Source organism: Promicromonospora sp. NFX87, from assembly GCF_048564965.1.
Lineage (GTDB): Bacteria > Actinomycetota > Actinomycetes > Actinomycetales > Cellulomonadaceae > Promicromonospora.
On sequence record NZ_CP183413.1, the window covers coordinates 895,187 to 915,974 of the forward strand.

Sequence of the window (20,788 nt, forward strand, 5' to 3'; positions counted from 1 at the left end):
GGACCTCGATACCGGAGCGGTTGGTCGAGGAGCGGTTGGTCTCGGAGCGGAAGGAGCTGTCATGACCGGCGAAGCAAGCCCCGCCGTACCCGCGGACTCCGTGGTCCGGGTGCGGCAGAGCGCCCAGCTGCGGATCGGCACGGCGCGGGTCGGCGTGATGATCGCCGGCCCCCGCCACGGCGTGCCGACGGCCCGCCTGCTCGTACGCGCCGACGACGGCCGGCACGCCCAGTCGGACGTCGAGGTCGGTCAGCGGGTGGACCTGTTCGACGAGGGTGAGCTCGAGCTCGTCGGCGTCGAGGGCGGCCGGGACCCGAAGGAGAAGAGCGCCGTCCTGGTCCGCCACGTTCCCCACCGGTCCTGAACCGGCCCCCTAGCGGAGGCCCTGCAGGTCCAGGACCAGCTCCTTGACGGCGGACGCCGGGACCTGGCCGGCGTCGTCGTCGACCCAGCGGGCCACCGACGCCGGGACGTCCGCGTCCGAGCACAGCACGAGCGGCGTGTCCGCCGACGAGTCCGGCAGCCGGCCGTGCGTGCCGCGCACGTACGACGCGTCGAGCGGCGTGGTGCTCATGGCGTACCGCAGGCCGAGCTTCTTGCGCACCAGGTTCAGCCCCGCCTTCGCCTTGGCCAGGGGATCGGCGGGGTTGAAGAACAGCTCCGCGGGGTCGTAGCCGGGCTTGCGGTGGATGTCGACGCCGCGCGCGAACTCGGGCGCGCGGTCGTCGTCGAGCCAGTAGTAGTAGGTGAACCAGGCGCGCGGCTCGGCCACGACGACCAGCTCGCCCGCGCGCTCGTGGTCCAGCCCGTACTTGGCCTGCGCCTCGCGGTCGAGCACATCGTCGACGCCGGGCACGCCGCGCAGCAGGTCCGCGACCCGCTGCACGTCCGAGGCGTCGTCGACGTACACGTGCGCCACCTGGTGGTCGGCGACGGCGAAGGCGCGTGACGTCCACGGGTCGAGCTGCTCTCGGCCGTCCTGGGTGTAGACCTCCAGGAAGCCCTCTTGCCGCAGGATCCGGTTGATGTCGACCGGCTGGTTCGCGGGCCCGATGCCGTACTCCGAGACCACGACGACGGCCACGCCCGCGGCCTCGGCGTCGTCCAGGAGCGGCGTCAGCACGACGTCGAGCTCGGCCGCCGCGCGGTCCGCCTCGGGTGACTCCGGCCCGAACCGCTGCAGGTCGTAGTCGAGGTGCGGCACGTACGCGGTGGTGAGCTGGGACCTGCGGGTCCGCAGCAGGTGCCTGGTGACGTCGACGATCCACCGCGACGAGGCGATGGACGCCGTCGGACCCCAGTAGGTGAACAGCGGGAAGTCGCCGAACCGGCCGATCAGGTCGTCGTGCAGCGCAGCCGGCCGGACGTACGCGTCGGGCGACTTGCGCCCGTCCGCGTGGTAGATCGGGCGGGGCGTGATCGTGACGTCGGTGGTCATGCCCATCGCGTACCACCAGCAGACGTTGTCGGCCGTGTACATCGGATCGTGTCCGCGGCCCGCCTCCCAGATCTTCTCGCCGCCGACCAGCTTGTTGTGCTGGCGCCAGAGGTAGACGTCGCCGAGCTCGCGGAAGTACCAGCCGTTGCCGACGATCCCGTGCTCGGCGGGCATCAGCCCGGTGAGCATCGTCGACTGCACGCTGCAGGTCACGGCGGGCAGCACGGTGGCGAGCTCGGACTGCCAGCCCGACGCGGACAGCCGCCGCAGCCGCGGCATGTGGGCCAGCGCACGGGCGGTGAGCCCGACGACGTCGAGCAGCAGGACGGGCCTCATGCGTAGGTTCCTTCCGTGGTGATGGAGGTAGAGGTGGTGGTGACGTCGGCGCGAACCAGCAGGTTCTCCTGAGCCCAGCGCAGCTCGGCGGCGATCCCGGTGACCAGCTCGTCGGCGCCGTCGGGCAGCACGTCGGGCGGCAGGACCGACCACGTGTACGTCTCGACGTCGAGGTGCGCCTCGGAGCCGTGCGGCGCGGCCCGGACGGCGGCGACGGCGTCGCGCAGCACCTGGGTCGTCGCGGTGAGCGGCGGGGCGGGCTCGTGGTGCAGCGGCACGTGGAAGTGCACGCGCCACGGCCCCTCGCCCGGCAGGCCGGGCCGCCGCTCGGTGTCGCCGAGCGCCACGGGCAGGTCGTCCGAGGCGAGCACGTCGCCTGCGGCCGTGAGCTCGCGCACCTGGTGCAGGTAGCGCTTCTCGACGAACCGTCCGACGGCGTCCCGCGCGCCCGGTGCCGACAGGTCCGCGACCTCCAGGGCGGCGGACGCCTGCACCTTGACCACGCGCAGGCCGGCGTCCGTGATGCGGTGGACGGCGCCCGCCGGGTCGGCGAACGAGACGGCCAGGTGGCACGTGTCCAGGCAGACGCCGACGTACTCGGGGTCGATGCGGCGGTCCTCGGGCCACTCGGGGCCGGTGCGGGCGGCGAGCCACGAGACGACGTCCTCCACCGTGTCGAGCACGCAGCCCGGCTCGGGCTCGACGGCGATCCGCACGGTCCTGCCCGTACGCCGTCCCAGCTCGCGCAGCTCGGCCGACAGGGTCGCGAAGGCCTTGGTCGCCTCGTCGTCGTCGGCGCGGGTCCAGGGCGCGCGCCACGCCAGGGGCAGGGTCGAGATCGACCCGGAGGCGCCGTCGGGCAGCAGGTCGGCCAGCACCCGCGCGCACGCGAGCACGTAGTCGAGGCGGGCGCGCTCGGCCCAGGTGGGGGAGTACACCGCGAGCTTGACGACCTCGCGGTGGAACCCGCCGTACGGAAAGGCGTTCAGGGTGTGCACCTGGAGGCGGTGCTCGGCGAGCGCCGCGCGCAGCCGGTCGCGGTCCTCGGCGGACGCGTCGAGGCGGTGCGCCAGCTCGGCGGGCAGCCACAGGCCGACGCCGAGGGTGTCGAGGCCCGCGGCCTCGCGCACCGGCCCGGAGTAGCGGGCGAGCTGGTCGATGACCCCGTCGAGGTCCTCGGACGGGTGCACGTTGGTGCAGTAGGAGAGCAGCATCGTCGGTCGCCTCAGGCCCGCGCGCCGCGGAGCACGGACGAGCCCTCGAACTCGACGCCGGGGGTGGGCGGCGCCCCCTCGGTGAAGCCGGGGACGGGGTCGAGCACGAGGTTGCCGGACTGCCCGTAGAAGGCGACCGGGTTGCGCCAGAGCACCTGGTCGACGTCGTCGCCGGTGAACCCGGCGGCGAGCATGGCCCGGCCGGTCTTCACCGTCTTGAGCGGGTCCGAGCGGCCCCAGTCGGCGGCGGAGTTCACGATCATGCGCTCCGTCCCGTACTCCTTGAGCAGGGCGACCATGCGGTCCTCGTCCATCTTGGTGTCGGGGTAGATGGAGAACCCGGCCCAGGCCCCGGCGTCGCGCACCAGCTCCACGTTGGTCTCGTTGAGGTGGTCCACGAGCACCCGCTCGGGCGCCAGGCCGGACTCCCGCACCACGTCGAGCGTGCGGCGCGTGCCGGCGAGCTTGTCGCGGTGCGGGGTGTGCACCAGGACGGGGAGCTCGGCGTCGCGGGCCATCTGGAGCTGCGCGGCGAACACCTCGTCCTCCTCGGGCGTCATCGAGTCGTAGCCCACCTCGCCCACGGCCACCACGCCGTCCTTGAGCAGGTAGCGGGGGACCTCGGCGAGCACCTCGCGCAGGCGTGGGTCGTTCGCCTCCTTGGGGTTGAGCGCGATGGTCGCGTGGTGTCGGATGCCGAACTGCGCGGCCCGGAACCTCTCCCAGCCGAGCAGGGAGTCGAAGTAGTCGGTGAACGAGCCCACGCTGGTGCGCGGCTGGCCCAGCCAGAACGCAGGCTCGACGACGACGCGCACGCCCGCGGCGTACATCGCCTCGTAGTCGTCGGTGGTACGGCTCGTCATGTGGATGTGGGGGTCGAGGATGCGCAACGTCACTCCCTTGTGGTCGACGGACGAGCTGTGAGCCGGTCGAGATCGGTGGGTACTTCGCGGCCGGCCGCCCGGCGTTCGGCCGCGAAGTCGCGGGCCATGCGGTCCAGCTCGGCGTCGGCCCGGGCGTCCAGGTCGCTGACGGCGTCGAGGCTCACGCCCTGGAAGACGAGCTTGAGGACCGCGTGCCGCCACGTGTGCTGGTCCAGGTACCGGGCCCCGAACGGGCCGACGGCGGCCGCGACAAGGCTCGGGTCGTTGGTGCGCAGCGCGTCGGCGGCGAGGTCGAGGCCTGCCGCGACGAGCGCCGCGGCGTCGCCATCGCCGAGGCTGCCCCGTTGCGTCAGCGCGTCGAGGCCGCGCAGCACCCCGCGCCGCTCGGCGGCGTCGCCCTGCCGGTAGAGGGAGGCCAGGCGGTCCGCGCAGTCCGGGCCGGTGCCCACCGCGTCCGCCAGCGCGACGACGAGGGCCGCCCGGGCGGCGTCGTCGACGGTGCCGTGCACGACGCCGGACGGGTCGGCGTCGGGCTGCCGCGGCGCGCGACCCACCCGCCGGGCGGCGAACGCGAACGCGCGGGTGATGCTGTCGGGGTCGCGGGTGACCTCGGCAAGGGCAGTGGTCAGCCAGTCAGAACCCGCCTGGTCTGCGTTCATGACCCGGTCCTCTCTCCGGTGGGCGTGCCGACGACGGCGCCCCACGCCCGCATCAGCGCAGCGCGGCTGTCGAGGGCGAGCCGGGGGGCGTCGTGCGAGTGGCGGGGCAGCTCGACGGCGGCGACCCCCGTGTAGCCGACGTCGGCCAGGGTGGCGAGCACCATCGGCAGGTCGAGGGCGCCCTCGCCGAACGGCCTGTGCTCGTGGTGCGTGCGCGGCATGTCGTCGAGCTGCACGTTGCTCAGGTACGGCGCGGCGGCGCGGAGCGCGCCCTCCACGCCGTCGGGCTCGACGACGAGGCAGTGCCCGACGTCGACGGTGATCCCCAGCTCGGGCGGCATGCCGACGTCGGCCAGGAGCCGCAGGGCGTCGTCCACGGTCTCCACGAGCATGCCCGGTTCGGGCTCGACCGCGAGCCGCACCCCGCGCTCCCCGGCGTACTCCACCAGGGCGGGGATGCGGTCCCGGAGCCTCGCCCAGCCGTCGGCGGGCGCGGCGTCGTCCGGCAGGATCCCGGAGAAGAACGAGACGCAGCGGGCGTCGAGGTCCGCTGCGATCTCGACGGCCCGTTCGAGGTAGCGCATGCGCAGCGTGGCGTCCCGGTCGACGAGCGTGGGCCGGTGCTTGTGCAGCGGGTCGAGCAGGTACCGGGTGCCGGTCTCCACGACCACCGCCGCACCCGCGCCGCCGCGCATCCGCGCGAGGTGGGCGCGGAGCGCGGTGACGTCGTCGCCGGCCAGCGGCGCGAACGGGTCCAGGTGCGGAAAGCCCAGGGTGAGCGCCACCGCGTCGTACCCGACGTCGTCGAGCACGTCGAGCGCGCCGTGCAGCGGGTGGTCGCCGAAGCCGTTGGTGCCGTAGCCCAGCAGGAACGGGGGCCTCATGTGATGCTCACCCCTGCCTTGCCGCGAGCGCGGCCCAGGAACCGCAGCCCGTACCCGACGGCGGCGACGCCGGCCAGGAGCGCCGTCGTGCCGAGGCCTCCCGAGCGCGCCGCCCAGGTGGCCTGGAGCGGCACCATCGCCTGGATCCCGGACCGGGTGGCGGTCCGGGCGTTGCCCGCGGTCGGGGTGACCGCCGCGCGGACCTGCGCGGGCAGGCAGGCCGCCGCGTAGGCGCCGGCGGCCGCGACGGTGGTCCAGCGGACGGCGGTGCGCCGGCCCGTCGTGGCAGAGCCCGCGGCGGGCGCGGTGGCGGCGGCAGCGGCGGCCCCCGCGAGGGTTCCGACGGCGACGCCGCCCGCGACCTGCGTGGTCGTGCCGTGCACCTCGCCGCGCGAGAGCACCGTGACGCCGAGCGTGTGGGCGGCGAGGCCCGCGGCGGCCGGGAGCGCGGACCGCAGGTGCCCGGGCGTCGCGCCGAGCAGCACGTCCAGCCCTCGGCACGCGGCCATGACGAACGGCCCGGTGGGGTGGTCCTTGGCGACCAGGTCGTAGGTCCAGACGCAGGCGGCGAGCGGCACGGCGACCGCAAGGGCCCGGCGTCCGCCCGCGAGGCCCGCCGCCGCCACGCCGGCCGCGGTGAGCGCAGTGCCCACCGCCAGCGCGCCGCGCGGCGTGACCCGCCCGGAGGGGATGGGCCGCTCGGGGCGTTCGACGGCGTCCAGGTCCCGGTCGGCGTAGTCGTTCAGCGCCATACCGCCCAGGTACAGGCAGGCCGACGCGACGGGCAGCAGGGCGTGGCGACGCCGGAGCGCCGTCGGCGTCCCCGCGCGGGCGGCCGCGAGCCCGGCCAGGGAGTCGCCGACCACGCTCAGCGCGGCGGGCGCCCGGACCAGCTCGCCGAGGTCGCGGAGGCTCGGCCGTACACCAGGCAGGCGTGGGGCCGTGTACCGGGCCGGCTCGTCCGACGAGTCGCCGAGCGGGGGGTCGAAGCGGGGCGCGAACCGGGGTTGCGGCACCGGGTTCATCGTTGAACCTGCGCCGACGTGCGGCGGACCCATTCCTCGAGGGCGCGGGCCTGCTCGGCGGCGTCGTGCACGTCGGAGTCCCACGGGTCCTTGAAGAAGAACCCCAGCTCCTCGATGGTCCCGCTGATCCCGGCAGCGTGCGCGAGCGCGAGCAGGCGGGCCAGGTCCAGCACGAGCGGCGCGGCGAGCATCGAGTCGTGGGCGCTCCAGGTGGTCTGGAGCGTGAGCCGCGAGCCGAGGAAACCCTCGACGTGCACGTGGTCCCAGGCGACCTTGATGTCCCCGAGGTCGGGCACGTTGTCGATGTGCAGGGGCGTCGTCTCGCTGCCCGTCAGCGCTGTCAGGCCGCGGGCCTTCGTGGCGAGCTTGCTGCGGACGGCGTCCGGGTCGGCGAGCGTCGCGCCGTCGCCGCCGCCCAGCAGGTTGGTGCCGGACCACGACAGGACCTTCAGGTTCCGCGCGGCGAACGCCGGGGCGAGGACGGTGCGCAGCCAGGTCTGGCCGGTCTTGCCGTCCTGCCCCGCGACGGGGATGCCGCGCTCGCGGGCGAGCCGGGCCAGGGCGGGTATGCCCATGCCGGCCGACGGCGTGAAGGCGGCGTACGCGGCCCCGGCAAGGATCGCCGCGTACGCCGAGACGGAGGACGCCGGGAGCACCGCGCGGGTCGAGTCGGCCAGGGCGGCGAGCAGGGCGTCGGGGTCGTCGTGCTCGGGCACGTGGACCACCGGTGCCTCGGTCGAGGAGAGGTCCACCATGACGACCCGGGCCAGGTCGTGGCGCTCGCGGAAGGAGGTGATGTCGGCCGCGAGGCGTTCGGCGACCGCCTGCTGGGAGGCGTTCTCCTTGCCCGCGTGCGGGTCGTACCCGGGGCGCACCTCGGCGTCGGCCCGTTCGAGCGCGTCGTGGGTCGCGGCGAGCAGCCTGGGCGGGATCATCCCCGTCTCGACGAGGGCTTCCGCTCGCTTCGTCATGGTGACGGAGGAGATGTCGTGCCCGCCCACCACGAGGTCGGCGAACCCGGGCAGCCCCGCGGAGGCGAAGGGTTCGCGTGCCGTGACGCAGCCCGTCGGCGGGGACTGCCCGTCGGCGATGGCCGCGAGGCCTGCTGTTGCGGTACTGGCCACGGAGCCCCTGGCTCCGACGAACCAGATCCCCGTGCGTTCTGCTGCGTTGTGGCGTGCAGAGGCGTCGTGCATCATCGCTCCCCGGTTCGACGTCGTCGTCCCGAGCAACCTATCCCGCACTTATGGCGATTAGCAAACAAAAGTTCAAACATCCGTGTAAGAAGCGAGATGTCCGACAACGACCGGAACTTCTCCGCCGGGGGCGGGCGCGGCCCGGAGAAGCTCGGGCGGCCCGCTGGTCCGCCTGCTGGTCACCGCTTCCGTCGTCCGCCCGGCTGTGGCACGATGACCCGCATGACGACCCCGCGCTCCACCCTGCGACTGGTGATCATCATTTCTTAGCGCGTCCGGAGACACCCCACCGGACGCGCAGACCTTCCACACTCGGAGGGTCTTTTTTTGTTGGCCCGTCAGCCCCGCTCCAGCGGGCCCGGCAGCCACTCGTCAGCCACATCGTTGGGAGCATCGATGACCACCGCCTCGTTCCAGGTGTACGACACGACGTTGCGCGACGGCGCGCAGCAGGAGGGGATGAGCCTCTCCGTCTCCGACAAGCTCGCTATCGCGGTGCTCCTCGACGAGCTGGGCGTCGGCTACATCGAGGGCGGCTGGCCGGGCGCGGTCCCCAAGGACACCGACTTCTTCGCGCGGGCGGCCACCGAGCTCACCCTGAAAAACGCGGTGCTCGCCGCGTTCGGGGCGACGCGCCGTGCCGGCGTCCGGGCGGGCGACGACCCGCAGGTGCGTGCCCTGCTCGACGCCGCGACCCCCGTCGTGACGCTCGTGGCGAAGTCGGACGTGCGGCACGTGGAGCGGGCGCTGAAGACGACCCGCGCCGAGAACCTCGCGATGATCGCCGACACCGTGAGCTTCCTCGTCGCGGAGGGCCGCCGCGTGGTGCTCGACGCCGAGCACTTCTTCGACGGCTACCGGCACGACGCCGACTACGCGACGAGCGCCGTGACCACCGCGTTCGAGGCCGGGGCAGAGGTCGTCACGCTCTGCGACACCAACGGCGGGATGCTGCCGACCTGGGTCGGCGAGGTGGTGAGCGAGCTGCGCGCCCGGACCGGCGTCGGCCCGGAGCAGAGGCTCGGCGTGCACGCGCACAACGACAGCGGGTGCGCCGTCGCGAACTCGCTCGCCGCGGTCGAGGCGGGCGCGACGCACGTGCAGGGCACCGTCAACGGGTACGGCGAGCGCACGGGCAACGCCGACCTCGTCACCGTCGTCGCGAACCTGGAGCTGAAGGCCGGCATGTCGCTCCTGGCCGACGGCGGCCTGCGCGAGGCCGCCCGGATCTCGCACGCCATCAGCGAGATCACGAACATCTCGCCCTTCGCGCGCCAGCCGTACGTCGGGGCGAGCGCGTTCGCGCACAAGGGCGGGCTGCACGCCAGCGCGATCCGCGTCGACCCGGACATGTACCAGCACACCGACCCCACCCTGGTCGGCAACGACATGCGCATGCTCGTCTCCGACATGGCCGGCCGGGCCTCGATCGAGCTCAAGGGCCGCGAGCTCGGCTTCGACCTCGCGGGCCAGGGCGAGCTGCTGTCCCGGGTCACGAACCGCGTGAAGGAGGACGAGGCGGCCGGCTACACCTACGAGGCCGCCGACGCCTCGTTCGAGCTGCTGCTGCGGTCGGAGCTGGGCGAGCGCCCGGAGTTCTACACGGTCGAGTCGTGGCGGACCATCATCGAGACCGTTCCCGCGGGGGCGGCGGCGCCGCCGGTCCACGCGCCGGGTGCCGTCGCCGTGGCCGAGGCGACCGTCAAGATCCGGGCCGGCGGCGAGCGCATCGTGACGACGGGGGAGGGCAACGGGCCGGTCAACGCGCTGGACCACGCGCTGCGGACCGGGCTGTCCCGGGTCTACCCGGAGCTCAGCCGGTTCGAGCTCATCGACTTCAAGGTACGCATCCTGGACCAGGAGCTCGGCACCGACGCGATCACGCGCGTGCTCATCGAGACGACCGACGGGGAGCACTCCTGGTCCACGGTCGGCGTCGGACCGAACGTGGTCGAGGCGGCCTGGGAGGCGGTCACCGAGGCATACGTCTACGGCCTCCTGAAGTCAGGCGTGGAGCCCCGCCTGTAGGTCCGCGAAGTAGAGCGCCTGTCCGAGTCTCCCCTGGGTGTCGCCAGGGAGACTCGGACAGGCGCTCTACTTCGCGGACCCTGCTTGGGTTCGCGGACCCTGCTGGGTCAGGCGACCGGGGCCGCCGGGCGGTCCGTCTTGGGCCTGCCCTGGTCGAGGCGCTGGTCGCGCACCGCTTCGTACGTCGCCTTGATGGCGATCGACGAGCGGTCGTACGTGCGCTGCGCGACGCGGACGAACAGGTAGTCCACGACCGTGAGCTGCGCGATGCGGCTCGACATGGCCCCGACCCGGAACTGGGTCTCGCGGGCCGTGGTGGCCAGGACGACGTCGGACACGAGGCCGATCGGCGCGTCCGGGAAGTTCGTGATCGCCGCGGTGAGGGCGCCGCGCTTGCGGGCGATCTCGAGCGCCTGGTTGGTCTCCCGCGTCTGACCCGAGTGCGAGACGGCGATCGCGACGTTGCCCGGCTCGAGCAGCGCCGACGAGGCGAGCTGCTGGTGCGGGTCGGGCGAGGTGAACACGAAGACGCCGATGCGCTGCAGCTTCATCGCGAGGTCGGCGGCGGCCAGGTTGGACGAGCCGACGCCGTAGACGTCGACCCGCTTGGCCTCGGCGATGGCCGTGGCCACCCGCTCGATCGCGTCGGTGTCGATCATGCGGGCGGTCTCTTCGATGGTCCGCGCCTCGTGGAACGCGATCTTCGAGACGACGGCCTCGATGTCGTCGGTCTGGTTGATCTCGCCTTCGGCGATGCCGGACCGCTCCATCTCGACCTCGCGTCGGCTGGTCGCCTGGGCCAGGTCGATCCGGAACTCGGGGTAACCCGCGTAGCCGACGGCGCGGCAGAACCGCACCACTGTGGCCTGTGACGTGTCCGCGTGACCGGCGAGCTCCGTGATGGTCGACTGGACGACGGTGTTGGGGTCGTCGAGGACCGTCTGAGCCACTCTGGCTTCTGCCGGCCGCAGCGTCGGTAGTGCGCGCCTGAGTCGGACGAGGACGTCACCTGTCATGTCGCATCTCCCGGGATGGGGTGGTGGGGGTCTGGGGCTCGTGAACATACACCCGTACCGGGGATTCGGGCATAACGCAGTAGTAAAGGACCTGGCCAGAGCAACAGCCGGTCACTGAAGCTCGTCACCAGGCAGCTCGGTGGCCGAGAGCTCTGCGGCGAGGATCTCCTTGGCGCCGGTGTCTTCCGGAGTCTCGTGCAGGGTGTGGTGGCCGTCGACGCGGACGGTCAGCCACGGGCGGAAGCCACCGACCGACTGCGGCGCGTTGGTCAGGCGCCGGGCCAGGGTGAGCGCACCGTCCAGCGGCGTGCCGCCGCTGGGGACGAGGGAGACGTCGGGCCGGTCCTCGGAGAGGTGCTTGGTCAGCGACACCGTGAGCGGTGACTCCTCCTGCACCAGGCGGCCGGTCGTGGAGGCGAGCGGCGGGATCCCGCGGCCGAGCGCGCTCGAGAGCGTGTCGGCGAGGTGCCGCCCGGCCTCTTCGAGGATGCGGATCGACGTCGGGTCGCCCTCGGCCGCGGCGATGATGACCTCAGGGGCCATCGAGGCGAGCTGCTTGGCGCGCTCCGCGTTCTTGTAGAACTGGTTGGGCCAGCTCTCGATGAGGCCGAACTTGGCTACGGCCGCTTCCAGCAGGCGCTTCGAGGCGCCGCGGCTCGCGCCGTCGTGGTAGCGGCCTGCGGCACGCAGTGCCTCGCCACCGACCCAGACGCCGGCTCCGAGGTCACCGAGCAGGTGACCCCAGCCGTCGGCACGACGCCAGCGGTTCACGCCGTCGAACCCGAAGGCGACAGCACCCGTACCGACGGAGAGCACGGCACCGGCGCGCCCGCGGAGGGCTCCGATGTGTGCGGTGAGCGCGTCACCCGCGACGGCGGTCCGGTTGGTCCGCAGCTCGCGGGCCAGGATGTCGTGGATCTCCATGGGCTTCTCGACCAGGGAGGTCAGACCCGTGATGCCGACGGCGGCGGACGAGACGGGAGCGGTGCTGCCGTCGCTCATGCCGTCGTGGCCCATGCGGGCGGCCCACGCGTTGAACGACTGGCACAGGGATGCGACGACCGCCGCGGCGTCACTGCCGTGGTGGTTCACCTTCACGGCGCGGCCGGTCAGGCTGATGCGCTCGGGGTGCGTGGAGTTGCCGAACTCTGCGACCAGGCGCGAGCCACTACCGCCTACGTCGAGAGCAACGACCCAGGCGTCGATCGCCACTTCATCGATATCCAGTGCGAGTTCGGACACCCGGTCATTCTGACACGGAACCGGGGCAAGGATGTCTAAAGAAAGGAGGAAATTCTGGTCTGTTCTGCCGCGCCATCTTGCCAAATGTCGGTTGTGTCCGACCGATGTGCCCGACGCCGGAGTCGCACCTTCCGTACCAAGGGCGAGTCCGGCGCCGGACACCGCAGGCACCGTCGCCTACTGTGAACACGTGCGCGGAGAGTTCAAGGTTCCACACGGAAAGCTGGTTCGTGTCGAGACCGAGGTGGTCGAGACCGAGGGTTCGGCCGGCCGGCTGGCTGACACGAGGGTGAGCGGGGACTTCTTCCTCGAACCCGACGAGGCCCTGGAGGCCATGGGCGAGGCCCTCGACGGACTGCCCGCCGACGCCTCGAAGGCCCAGCTGGCCGAGGCGGTGCGAGGGGCGCTGCGGGGGGCCACCGCCGTGGGGTTCGACGCCGACGCCGTGGCCGTCGCCGCCCGGCGGGCGCTGGGCCACGCGACCGCCTGGGAGGATCACGAGTTCCAGGTGATCCGCACCCCCGCGGTGTCGCCCCTGCTCAACGTCGCGCTCGACCAGGTGCTGACCGAGGAGCTGGGTGCCGGACGGCGTGGGCCGACCCTCAGGTTCTGGGAGTGGGACGAGTCCGCGGTGATCATCGGGTCGTTCCAGTCGCTGCGCAACGAGGTCGACGTCGAGGGCGCCGCACGGCACGGGGCCCGCGTGATCCGGCGGATCTCCGGGGGTGGCGCCATGTTCATGGAGCCCGGCAACACCATCTCCTACTCCCTGTACGTGCCGGGCTCGCTGGTGGACGGGCTGAGCTTCGAACGGTCCTACGCGTTCCTCGACGACTGGGTGATCGGCGCGCTGCACGGGCTCGGTATCGACGCCGCCTACGTGCCGCTCAACGACATCGCCTCGCCGGCCGGCAAGATCGCCGGCGCCGCCCAGAAGCGGCTCGCCGGGGGCGCCGTCCTGCACCACGCGACCATGGCCTACGACATGGACGCCGGCAAGATGACGGACGTGCTGCGGATCGGGCGCGAGAAGCTCAGCGACAAGGGGACCCGCAGCGCGAACAAGCGCGTGGACCCGCTGCGCTCCCAGACCGGGCTCGACCGGGCGGCGGTGATCGACGCCCTGGAGGCGTCGTTCCGTGCGCGGTACCGGACCGTGCCCGGCGAGATCACCACCGAGGAGTGGGCGCTCGCCGAGGGTCTGGTCGAGTCGAAGTTCGGCACGCAGAAATGGACCGCACGCGTCCCGTAGGCCGGATGCCTTGATCGGCAATCACAGTTTGGTAACACCCCTAGCAGATCATTCCTCACGTCAGTAATCTCCACGCAATGCCGCGTATTGGGAATTTCATTTCTCAGTAATTCACCTGGCTACTCTCGCGGCAACGAGCGGAAGGAAGCCGAACGATGACTCGAGCGATGCGGCGGCCCATAGCGGCGGCCACCGGTGCACTGCTGATCGCGGCCACGACGGCGGCGTGCGGTGGCGGGAGCGGGAGCGGCGACGGCGAGGGAGACGGCTCCCTCAGCGTGTGGATCATGCAGGGCACGAACCCGGACGCCGAGGACTTCTTCGCAGACGTCTCCACCGCGTTCGAGGAGCAGACCGGCGCGACGCTCGACGTCGAGTTCGTCGAGTGGGGCGACGCGCACGACCGGTTCGTCACCTCCATCGCGGGCGGCACCACCCCCGACGTCGCGGAGACCGGCACCACCTGGACGCCCGAGTTCGCCGACGCCGGCGCGCTCGCACCGCTCGACGAGTACGTGGACGGCGCCGGGATCGGCGACGACCTGGTCGAGGGCCTCGTCGAGGCCGGGACCTACGACGAGCAGCTCTACGGCATGCCCTGGTACGCCGGCGTGCGCTCGCTGGTCTACAACACGGAGATGTTCGAGCAGGCCGGCGTCGAACCGCCCACCACGTGGGCCGAGCTCGAGGACGCCGCGGCCGCGCTCAAGGAGGAGTACCCGGACAAGATCGCGGTGGCCGTCCCCGGTGACGCCGAGTTCACGGTCTACCCGTGGGTCTGGGGTGCCGGCGGCGAGGTCGCCACGCTCGACGGCGACACCTGGACCTCGGGCCTGGACAGCCCCGAGTCGCAGGAGGGCATCGAGTTCTGGACCGGGCTGGCCACCGAGGGCGGCTACTCGTCGGAGGGCGCCACCACGTGGCGCGAGACCGACGTGCTCGACGCGTTCGCCGCGGGCGACGTCGGCATGGCGGTCATGGGGTCCTGGACGCCGGCCGCGATCGTCGAGGCGAACGCGGACATGGAGGGCAAGTTCGCCGCCGTGCCGATCCCGGGCAAGGACGGCGGCATCGCCCCCTCGGTCCTCGGCGGCTCGCACCTGAGCATGTTCGAGACGGCGGAGGACAAGGAGCTGGCCTTCGCGTTCATCGAGATGATGACCACCGGTGAGTTCGCGCAGCAGTGGGGCGAGCAGTCCGGGTACTTCCCCGGCCAGGTCTCCCTGCTGGACGAGACCCTGGCGAGCACCGACCCGCTCGTGGCGCCGTTCGCGCAGCAGTTCGTCGAGGGCGGCGCCTCCGTGCCGGTCGCGCCCACCTACGGCGCGGTGCAGGCGAAGCTCACCACGAGCACGATGATGCAGTCGATCCTCTCCGGGGACGCCGACGTCGCGGAAGCGAGCAAGGCCGCCGCCGAGGAGATGACGAGCGTGCTGAACGGGTCTGAGTGACCCAGCACGTGACCCGGCGAACAGCTCAGCCGCCGGCGGAGACCCGTCCGCGAGAGAGAGTGCCGCGGCTCAGCCGGGCCAGGGCCGCCGTCGTGCGGCCCTGGCTGCTGCTCGCCCCCGCGCTGATCGTGCTCGCGGTGCTGCTGCTGTGGCCGCTGGTGCGGGTGTTCCTCTTCTCCCTGCAGGACTACGGCCTGCGCGAGATCACCACCGGCGAGCCGAACTGGATCGGCACGGCGAACTACGCCGAGATCCTCACGTCCCCCGAGCTGTGGACGGTGGTGCTGCCCAACACCGTCGGGTTCGCCGTGCTGTCCGTGGCGGGGACCGTCGCGTTCGGCACCGGGGTGGCGGTGCTCCTCGCGTCGCTCGGGACCTTCTGGCGCACCGTGACGTCCAGCGCGATCATGGCGGCCTGGGCCATGCCCGCGGTCACCGGTACGTACGTCTGGGTCTGGATCTTCGACGCCGACCGCGGGGTCTTCAACGACGTCCTCATGGGCCTCGGCCTGCTGGACGACCCCACCAACTGGTTCACCGACCGGTGGTCGTTCTACGCCATCGTGCTCCTGAACGTGATCCACCACGGCTTCCCGTTCGTCGCGATCACGGTGCTCGCGGGGCTGCTCGGCGTGCCGAAGGAGATGCTGGAGGCCGCCGAGATGGACGGCGCCGGGTCGTTCCGCCGGTTCTTCTCGATCATCGTGCCGCAGCTGCGGCAGGTGTTCGCCGTCGTGATCATCCTGTCGACGATCTGGGACTTCAAGGTGTTCGCGCAGGTGTACCTCATGCCCGGCGGCGCCGGCTCGAATCGATCAGTGCTGAACCTCGGGGTGTGGTCGTACGTCGAGTCGTTCGGGCAGAACAGGTACGGCTTCGGCTCGGCGATCGCCGTCCTGCTGACCCTGCTGCTGCTCGCCATCACCGCGGTCTACGTGCGTACCGTGCTGGCCGAGGAGGAACGATGAGCTCACGGCGCTCGCCGCTGCGGCAGCTCGGCAAGGGCGTGCTCGTCGCGCTCCTGCTCGTGTTCACCCTGTTCCCCGTCTACTGGATGCTGAACAGCTCGCTCGACGCGCGGGCCGGGCACACCAGCAGCTTCTGGCCGGCCGAGCCCACGCTCGACCACTACGTCTTCGTGCTCACCGAGGGCGGGTTCGGCACGTTCCTGCGCAACTCCCTGCTGGTGGCGCTCGGCACCGTGCTGGTCTCCTCGGTGCTGGCCCTCCTCGCGTCGGTGGCCGTCGCGCGCTTCCGCTTCAGGATGCGCACGCAGATCCTCATGCTGGTGCTGATCGTGCAGATGGTGCCGCTCGAGGCGCTCGTCATCCCGCTGTTCGTCCAGGTCCGGGACCTCCAGCTGCTGGAGACCCTGCTCGGCCTGGTCGTCGTGTACGTGGCGCTCGCGCTGCCGTTCGGGATCTGGATGCTGCGCGGCTTCGTCGCGGCGGTGCCGGTCGAGCTGGAGGAGGCCGCGTACCTCGACGGCGCGAGCTGGGGCCGGATGTTCTGGTCGGTCCTGCTGCCGCTCGTGGCGCCGGGACTGGTCGCGACGAGCATCTTCAGCTTCATCACCGCGTGGAACGAGTTCATCTTCGCGATGACGATGCTCGGCGGCGCGACGGAGAACTACACGGTCGCGATCGGCCTGCGCTCGTTCTTCGGCGTCCACTCCAACGACTGGGGCGCCATCATGGCAGCCTCCACGATCATCACCGTGCCGGTCATGATCTTCTTCGTCCTGGTCCAGCGCCGGCTCGCGTCGGGTCTCACCGCGGGGGCCGTCAAGGCATGACGGCGGAGCACGCCGGGCCCGCCCGCACCGTCACCCGCACCGTCTCCCGCACGGAGCGCGCGGTCAACGGCGTGCTCCTGCCGGGATTCGAGGGCGTGCGCGTACCGGACCGGCTGGCCGACGCCGCCCGCGCCGGCCTGGCCGGCGTCGTCTACTTCGCGCGGAACACGCCGGACGTCGCCACCACCGCCACGCTGTCCGCCGCCCTGCACTCGATCTCGCCCGACCTGCTGATCGCGGTCGACGAGGAGGGCGGCGACGTCTCGCGGCTCGAAGCGGCCACCGGGTCGTCCCTGCCCGGGGCGGCGGCGCTCGGCGCCTACCCCGGCGGCGGCACCGTGTCCCTGGACGCCGGCCGGGCACTGGGCCGGCTGCTGGCCGCGACCGGCATCGACCTGCTCCTCGGCCCCGTGCTCGACGTCGTCTCCGAGCCGGACAACCCCGTGATCGGCGTCCGCGCCTTCGGGACCACGCCCGACGGCGTCGCGCGGCACGGCATCGCGTTCGCCCGCGGCGTGCGCAGCGCGGGTGTGGGCGTCTGCGGCAAGCACTTCCCCGGCCACGGCGCCACCACCGTCGACTCGCACGTGGGGCTGCCGGTCGTGGACGAGCCGCTCGACGTCGTCCGCGCGCGCGACCTGCTCCCGTTCGCGCGCGCCCTGCGGCCCGAGGGCCGGGACGCCGGCCAGTCGGCCCTCGACGCGGTCATGACCGCCCACGTGCTCTACCCCGCGCTCGGCCCGGCGCCCGCCTCCATCGAGCCGGCCGCCACGCGGCTGCTCCGCGAGCTCGGCCACACCGGCCCGATCATCACCGACGCCCTCGACATGGGCGCCCTGCGCCAGCTCACCGGCTCGGTGGGGGAGGCCGCCGTCCGCGCCGTCGAGGCCGGCGCCGACCTCCTCTGCCTGGGGCTCGACCCGGCCCTGTACACGGAGTCGTACGACGCGCTGAGCCGGGCCGTCGCCACCGGACGCCTGACCGTCGAGCGGCTCGAGGAGTCGGGGGAGCGCAGGCACCGGCTCGTGGCAGCACTCCGGGACCGTCGGGCAGCGGCCGGCGCGGCGACCGGCGTCCGCGCCGCGCAGGAGGCGCTCGCGGACCTGTCGGCGCTCGGGGCGCACATCGCGGACGCCGTCGTGCACGTGCGGGGCCGGCTCGTGCCGCTCGCGGCGGACGCCGAACCCGACGTCGTCGACCTGCGCACCCGGCTGGACCATGCCGCCGGACGCACGGCCCGGCACGTCCAGTCCGCGGTCGCGGCGGCATGGCCGGGCGCCAGGCTGTCGCGGGGTCCGTCGCCGGGCGAGACCGGGGAAACACCTGGTGAGGGAGTTGCATGGGAGGGGGCTGCGGAACTTCTTCTCGACGAATCTGGACTTGCGGTGCTTATTGCCCGAATCTCCCGGTACGGTGTATCGGCGGATCTCGACAGAACTGGTGTCAAACGTGGCGCAGAATTTCCTGGGGGCGTTCCCCGGGGTGCGTCCCGCTCCGAACCACTCGTCGTGATCACCCGTGAACCCGTCCCGGGTTCGGCTGAACGCGCCCGGCTGGAACGGCTCTGGGCGGTCCGGCCGGATCTCGTAGTGGTCCACACGGGGCTTCCCGGACCGGTGGACGACTGGTTCGGGACGCTGAGTGGTGGTGGCCCGGCTGTCGTGGTGGCGTGCGGGACCGGACGAGCGAACGCGGCGGCCGCCGTAGAGCGTCTCCGCGGCTCCGTGGACCGGCGGGACAGCGAAGAACAGCGCAGCAGCGAGCAGTGAGAGCAGCCATGAGCGATGAGCAGTGCGGGTTCCAGAAGAGGGACCGCGACCTACAGCAGGACAGAGACCGACAGCACCGAGACCGACAGCGCAGCGTCCGACGACGCGGTGCAGGTAATGAGAGAGGGGCCCGCCGATGATCGCGGAGGCTGGATTCGAACGGCACGCACAGTCGTTGCCGCGCCCGGTCTCACCCACCGAGGAGCGCAACCCGCGGACCCGCGACATCGACGTGGTCTCCACGGCCGAGATGGTGCGCATGATCACCGACGAGGATGCCGCGGTGATCGCCGCCGTACGCGCCGCGCACCCGCGCATCGTCGAGGCGATCGACATCGCGGTGGACGGGATCCGCGCCGGCGGACGGGTGCACTACGTGGGTTCGGGCACGTCGGGCCGCATGGGCCTGCTCGACGCCGCGGAGCTCCTGCCGACCTTCGGCGTGGGCGAGGAGATGTTCGTGCCGCACCTCGCGGGCGGGCTGAACGCCTTCAAGAAGGCGGCTGAGGGCGCGGAGGACGACATCGCGGCGGGTGGCGCGCTGGTCGCCGACGTCGGGCCGGCCGACATCGTGTTCGGCATCGCCGCCAGCGGCGGCACCCCGTACGTCGGGGGAGCGCTCGACATGGGCCGTGCGCGGGGGGCGCGGACCGTGCTGCTCGCGTCGAACCCCTTCGCCTCCCTGGCGTCCAAGGCGGACATCCCGATCCTGGTGAACACCGGGCCGGAGGCCATCACGGGGTCCACCCGCATGAAGGCCGGCACCGCCCAGAAGATGGTGCTGAACACCTTCTCGACGGCGGTCATGGTGCGGCTCGGCAAGACCTACTCGAACCTCATGGTCGAGGTGCTCGCGACCAACGCCAAGCTGCGCAGGCGACTGGTCCGGCTGCTCACGCAGGCGACGGACCTGGACGACGACGTGTGCGAGAACGCGCTGGCCGCGACCGACGGCGACCTGCGGGCCGCGCTCGTGATGCTCGTGGCGGGCGTCGACCGGTCGGCGGCGACGCGTGCTCTGGCCGTCGTCCCGGGCCGGGTCGGCGGCCCGTCGGTGCGTGAGGCGCTGGCGGCGCTGGGCATAGACCCGGCGTAGCGCGAGGTAGGTTCCGCGAAGTAGAGCGCCTGTCCGGTCTCCCTGGCGAAACCAGGAAGACCCGGACAGGCGCTCTACTTCGCGGAACCCACCTCGCCGGCGTCAGGCGGGGGTTACCTCGGCGGCCAGCTTCGCGACCAGGATGTCGCCGCCCTTGGTGAGCTGCTGCCCGCGCTCCTCGAACCCGAGGCGACCGTGGAAGCGCAGCGAACCGAGGTTCGGCGGGTCCAGGTTGACCTCGCAGGTGACGACGTCGTGGCCGGCGGTGCGGGCGGCGTCGAACACCGCGTCGTAGAAGAGCTTGCCGATGCCCCGGCCCCGGGCCCCCTCGCCCACCACTATGCGGTCCACGTACAGGTGGTCCAGGCCGCGCTCCTCGAACCACGCGTAGTTCTCGCCGGCCCAGTCCTCGCCGCCCTCCAGGGCGACGACGAAGCCGAGCGGGTCCGCGGGCGTCTCGGGGTCGACGGCGACCAGGGCGAGCGACGAGGCGTCGAGCAGCTCGACCATGTCGTCGGCAGGGGTGTCCGGGACGGCGGGGATCGACGCGTTGTTGAGCGTGACCAGGCGAGAGATGTCGGCGTCAGTGGCGGGGCGCAGCAGGGTGGCCATGGGCATGGCGCGATCACTCCAAGGAGTTCGAGGGGGAGCCCCCGACGTTAGCCGTTTCGCCCGCTCGGGTCTGTGACCTGCGTCAAAGAGTGGTGGCGGTCACTCGTGGCCCGAACACCGCTGTGCCCACCCGCACGATGGTCGCGCCCTCGGCGATCGCCAGCTCCAGGTCGCCGGTCATGCCCATGGAGAGCTCAGTGGCAGCGCTCGTCCCCGGGGCGCCCGACGCGCGGACCTCGTCACGGACGGCCCGCAGCCGCGCGAACCCCGCCCGGACCGTGTCCTCCGCGGAGCCGTCCTCCGCCGGGCTTTCGCCCGCCGGCTCAGGGAGGCGCGCGCCGATCGTCATGAACCCGGTCAGCCGCAGGCCCGGCAGCGTGGCGACCGCGATCGCGAGCGGTACGGCGTCGTCGGGCCGGACGCCGTACTTGCTCTCCTCGCCCGTGACGTTGACCTGGACCATCACGTCCAGGGCGCGGTCGCCGGTGCGGCCGTCGCGCACGCAGCGGTCCGAGACGGCCTGGGCGAGCTCCAGCGAGTCGAGCGTCTCCAGGCCCGTGCTGGTGGCCAGCACCTGGTTGATCTTGTTGCGCTGCAGGTGGCCGATCATGTGGACCTGCAGCGCACCGGCCGCTACCCGGTCCGCGACGGCGGGCGCCTTCGCGACCAGCTCCTGCACGCGGTTCTCGCCGATCAGGTCGACGCCCGCCGCCAGCGCCTCGAGCACGGCCTCCGGCGTCTGCGTCTTGGTCGCGACGAGGAGCCGCATCTCGGCCGGGTCGCGTCCGGCGGCGACGGCGGCTGCGGTGATGCGGTCGCGGACGAGCGCGAGGCGCTCGGCGACGGAGGGCTGGGACTGGTCGGGCACGCGGCGAGTCTATTTCGGCCGGG

The 20,788-nt window shown here is 72.4% G+C and carries 19 protein-coding genes; 8 read left to right on the plus strand and 11 right to left on the minus strand.

Translation table 11 applies throughout. The features are described 5' to 3' along the window. Positions 1-61: 61 nt before the first annotated feature. A complete protein-coding gene (locus ACNYC2_RS03980) occupies positions 62-364 on the plus strand; it encodes a hypothetical protein (protein ID WP_419705787.1) in 303 nt (100 codons plus the stop codon). A gap of 9 nt (positions 365-373) precedes the next feature. Here ACNYC2_RS03980 and ACNYC2_RS03985 read toward each other — a convergent pair whose 3' ends face one another. From ACNYC2_RS03985 to ACNYC2_RS04015, 7 genes are read right to left on the minus strand one after another with little or no spacing between them, the layout of a single operon-like run. Next, positions 374-1,774, minus strand: coding sequence for an alkaline phosphatase family protein (locus ACNYC2_RS03985; protein WP_419705788.1), 1,401 nt, complete (start codon positions 1,772-1,774; stop codon positions 374-376). Continuing rightward, positions 1,771-2,988: a metabolite traffic protein EboE gene (gene eboE, locus ACNYC2_RS03990; RefSeq protein ID WP_419705789.1), complete on the minus strand. Its 1,218-nt coding sequence runs from the start codon at positions 2,986-2,988 to the stop codon at positions 1,771-1,773. Before eboE ends, ACNYC2_RS03985 begins: the two co-directional genes overlap by 4 nt. A gap of 11 nt (positions 2,989-2,999) precedes the next feature. Next, on the minus strand, positions 3,000-3,884 hold the full coding sequence (locus tag ACNYC2_RS03995; protein WP_419705790.1) for a TatD family hydrolase: 885 nt from the start codon (positions 3,882-3,884) through the stop codon (positions 3,000-3,002). Continuing rightward, positions 3,881-4,531 carry an EboA domain-containing protein gene (locus ACNYC2_RS04000; RefSeq protein WP_419705791.1) on the minus strand — a complete coding sequence of 217 codons (651 nt, stop codon included), beginning with the start codon at positions 4,529-4,531 and terminating at the stop codon, positions 3,881-3,883. Before ACNYC2_RS04000 ends, ACNYC2_RS03995 begins: the two co-directional genes overlap by 4 nt. Next, positions 4,528-5,415: a sugar phosphate isomerase/epimerase family protein gene (locus tag ACNYC2_RS04005; RefSeq protein ID WP_419705792.1), complete on the minus strand. Its 888-nt coding sequence runs from the start codon at positions 5,413-5,415 to the stop codon at positions 4,528-4,530. Before ACNYC2_RS04005 ends, ACNYC2_RS04000 begins: the two co-directional genes overlap by 4 nt. Next, complete coding sequence (locus ACNYC2_RS04010) at positions 5,412-6,440, minus strand: SCO3242 family prenyltransferase (RefSeq protein ID WP_419705793.1); 1,029 nt, start codon at positions 6,438-6,440, stop codon at positions 5,412-5,414. The genes ACNYC2_RS04005 and ACNYC2_RS04010 overlap by 4 nt, the downstream gene beginning before the upstream one ends. Beyond that, positions 6,437-7,639: an inositol-3-phosphate synthase gene (locus tag ACNYC2_RS04015; RefSeq protein WP_419705794.1), complete on the minus strand. Its 1,203-nt coding sequence runs from the start codon at positions 7,637-7,639 to the stop codon at positions 6,437-6,439. Before ACNYC2_RS04015 ends, ACNYC2_RS04010 begins: the two co-directional genes overlap by 4 nt. Before the next feature lie 393 nt (positions 7,640-8,032). Here ACNYC2_RS04015 and cimA point away from each other — a divergent pair, with 393 nt between their 5' ends. Then, positions 8,033-9,664 (plus strand): citramalate synthase, encoded by a 1,632-nt coding sequence (gene cimA, locus ACNYC2_RS04020; RefSeq protein WP_419705795.1) that lies wholly within the window; start codon positions 8,033-8,035, stop codon positions 9,662-9,664. Between the two features lie 107 nt (positions 9,665-9,771). On the opposite strand, the gene ACNYC2_RS04025 is transcribed toward cimA, so the two are convergent. Both ACNYC2_RS04025 and ACNYC2_RS04030 read right to left on the minus strand, forming a co-directional pair. Then, complete coding sequence (locus tag ACNYC2_RS04025) at positions 9,772-10,728, minus strand: MurR/RpiR family transcriptional regulator (protein WP_419705796.1); 957 nt, start codon at positions 10,726-10,728, stop codon at positions 9,772-9,774. Positions 10,729-10,791: 63 nt separating this feature from the next. After that, positions 10,792-11,922, minus strand: a complete 1,131-nt coding sequence (locus ACNYC2_RS04030) for an N-acetylglucosamine kinase (RefSeq protein WP_377142623.1) — start codon at positions 11,920-11,922, stop codon at positions 10,792-10,794. A gap of 190 nt (positions 11,923-12,112) precedes the next feature. Between ACNYC2_RS04030 and ACNYC2_RS04035 the strand changes: the two genes are divergently transcribed. The 6 genes from ACNYC2_RS04035 to murQ all read left to right on the plus strand — a co-directional run bounded on the left by ACNYC2_RS04035 (position 12,113) and on the right by murQ (position 19,285). Then, positions 12,113-13,174, plus strand: coding sequence for a lipoate--protein ligase family protein (locus tag ACNYC2_RS04035; RefSeq protein WP_419705797.1), 1,062 nt, complete (start codon positions 12,113-12,115; stop codon positions 13,172-13,174). A 155-nt stretch (positions 13,175-13,329) separates the two neighbouring features. Next, positions 13,330-14,625, plus strand: coding sequence for a sugar ABC transporter substrate-binding protein (locus ACNYC2_RS04040; protein WP_419705798.1), 1,296 nt, complete (start codon positions 13,330-13,332; stop codon positions 14,623-14,625). 59 nt (positions 14,626-14,684) lie between these two features. Continuing rightward, the gene (locus ACNYC2_RS04045) at positions 14,685-15,593 is read left to right on the plus strand and encodes a carbohydrate ABC transporter permease (protein ID WP_377142723.1); all 909 of its coding nucleotides are present in this window, start codon (positions 14,685-14,687) and stop codon (positions 15,591-15,593) included. Beyond that, positions 15,590-16,420, plus strand: coding sequence for a carbohydrate ABC transporter permease (locus ACNYC2_RS04050; RefSeq protein WP_419705799.1), 831 nt, complete (start codon positions 15,590-15,592; stop codon positions 16,418-16,420). The genes ACNYC2_RS04045 and ACNYC2_RS04050 overlap by 4 nt, the downstream gene beginning before the upstream one ends. Further along, positions 16,417-18,189 (plus strand): glycoside hydrolase family 3 N-terminal domain-containing protein, encoded by a 1,773-nt coding sequence (locus ACNYC2_RS04055; protein WP_419705800.1) that lies wholly within the window; start codon positions 16,417-16,419, stop codon positions 18,187-18,189. Before ACNYC2_RS04050 ends, ACNYC2_RS04055 begins: the two co-directional genes overlap by 4 nt. Before the next feature lie 136 nt (positions 18,190-18,325). Beyond that, the gene (gene murQ, locus ACNYC2_RS04060; RefSeq protein ID WP_419705801.1) at positions 18,326-19,285 is read left to right on the plus strand and encodes an N-acetylmuramic acid 6-phosphate etherase; all 960 of its coding nucleotides are present in this window, start codon (positions 18,326-18,328) and stop codon (positions 19,283-19,285) included. Positions 19,286-19,387: 102 nt separating this feature from the next. Here murQ and ACNYC2_RS04065 read toward each other — a convergent pair whose 3' ends face one another. Further along, a complete protein-coding gene (locus tag ACNYC2_RS04065) occupies positions 19,388-19,903 on the minus strand; it encodes a GNAT family N-acetyltransferase (protein WP_419705802.1) in 516 nt (171 codons plus the stop codon). A 76-nt stretch (positions 19,904-19,979) separates the two neighbouring features. Then, the gene (locus ACNYC2_RS04070) at positions 19,980-20,765 is read right to left on the minus strand and encodes a YggS family pyridoxal phosphate-dependent enzyme (protein WP_419705803.1); all 786 of its coding nucleotides are present in this window, start codon (positions 20,763-20,765) and stop codon (positions 19,980-19,982) included. Positions 20,766-20,788: the final 23 nt, after the last annotated feature.

Bases quoted from the DNA above. Each gene is read 5' to 3' on its own strand.
- ACNYC2_RS03980 (WP_419705787.1), top strand. From the start codon at position 62: ATGACCGGCGAAGCAAGCCCCGCCGTACCCGCGGACTCCGTGGTCCGG.
- ACNYC2_RS03985 (WP_419705788.1), bottom strand. From the start codon at position 1,774: ATGAGGCCCGTCCTGCTGCTCGACGTCGTCGGGCTCACCGCCCGTGCG.
- eboE (WP_419705789.1), bottom strand. From the start codon at position 2,988: ATGCTGCTCTCCTACTGCACCAACGTGCACCCGTCCGAGGACCTCGAC.
- ACNYC2_RS04000 (WP_419705791.1), bottom strand. From the start codon at position 4,531: ATGAACGCAGACCAGGCGGGTTCTGACTGGCTGACCACTGCCCTTGCC.
- ACNYC2_RS04005 (WP_419705792.1), bottom strand. From the start codon at position 5,415: ATGAGGCCCCCGTTCCTGCTGGGCTACGGCACCAACGGCTTCGGCGAC.
- ACNYC2_RS04010 (WP_419705793.1), bottom strand. From the start codon at position 6,440: ATGAACCCGGTGCCGCAACCCCGGTTCGCGCCCCGCTTCGACCCCCCG.
- ACNYC2_RS04015 (WP_419705794.1), bottom strand. From the start codon at position 7,639: ATGATGCACGACGCCTCTGCACGCCACAACGCAGCAGAACGCACGGGG.
- cimA (WP_419705795.1), top strand. From the start codon at position 8,033: ATGACCACCGCCTCGTTCCAGGTGTACGACACGACGTTGCGCGACGGC.
- ACNYC2_RS04025 (WP_419705796.1), bottom strand. From the start codon at position 10,728: ATGTTCACGAGCCCCAGACCCCCACCACCCCATCCCGGGAGATGCGAC.
- ACNYC2_RS04040 (WP_419705798.1), top strand. From the start codon at position 13,330: ATGACTCGAGCGATGCGGCGGCCCATAGCGGCGGCCACCGGTGCACTG.
- ACNYC2_RS04050 (WP_419705799.1), top strand. From the start codon at position 15,590: ATGAGCTCACGGCGCTCGCCGCTGCGGCAGCTCGGCAAGGGCGTGCTC.
- ACNYC2_RS04055 (WP_419705800.1), top strand. From the start codon at position 16,417: ATGACGGCGGAGCACGCCGGGCCCGCCCGCACCGTCACCCGCACCGTC.
- murQ (WP_419705801.1), top strand. From the start codon at position 18,326: ATGATCGCGGAGGCTGGATTCGAACGGCACGCACAGTCGTTGCCGCGC.
- ACNYC2_RS04065 (WP_419705802.1), bottom strand. From the start codon at position 19,903: ATGCCCATGGCCACCCTGCTGCGCCCCGCCACTGACGCCGACATCTCT.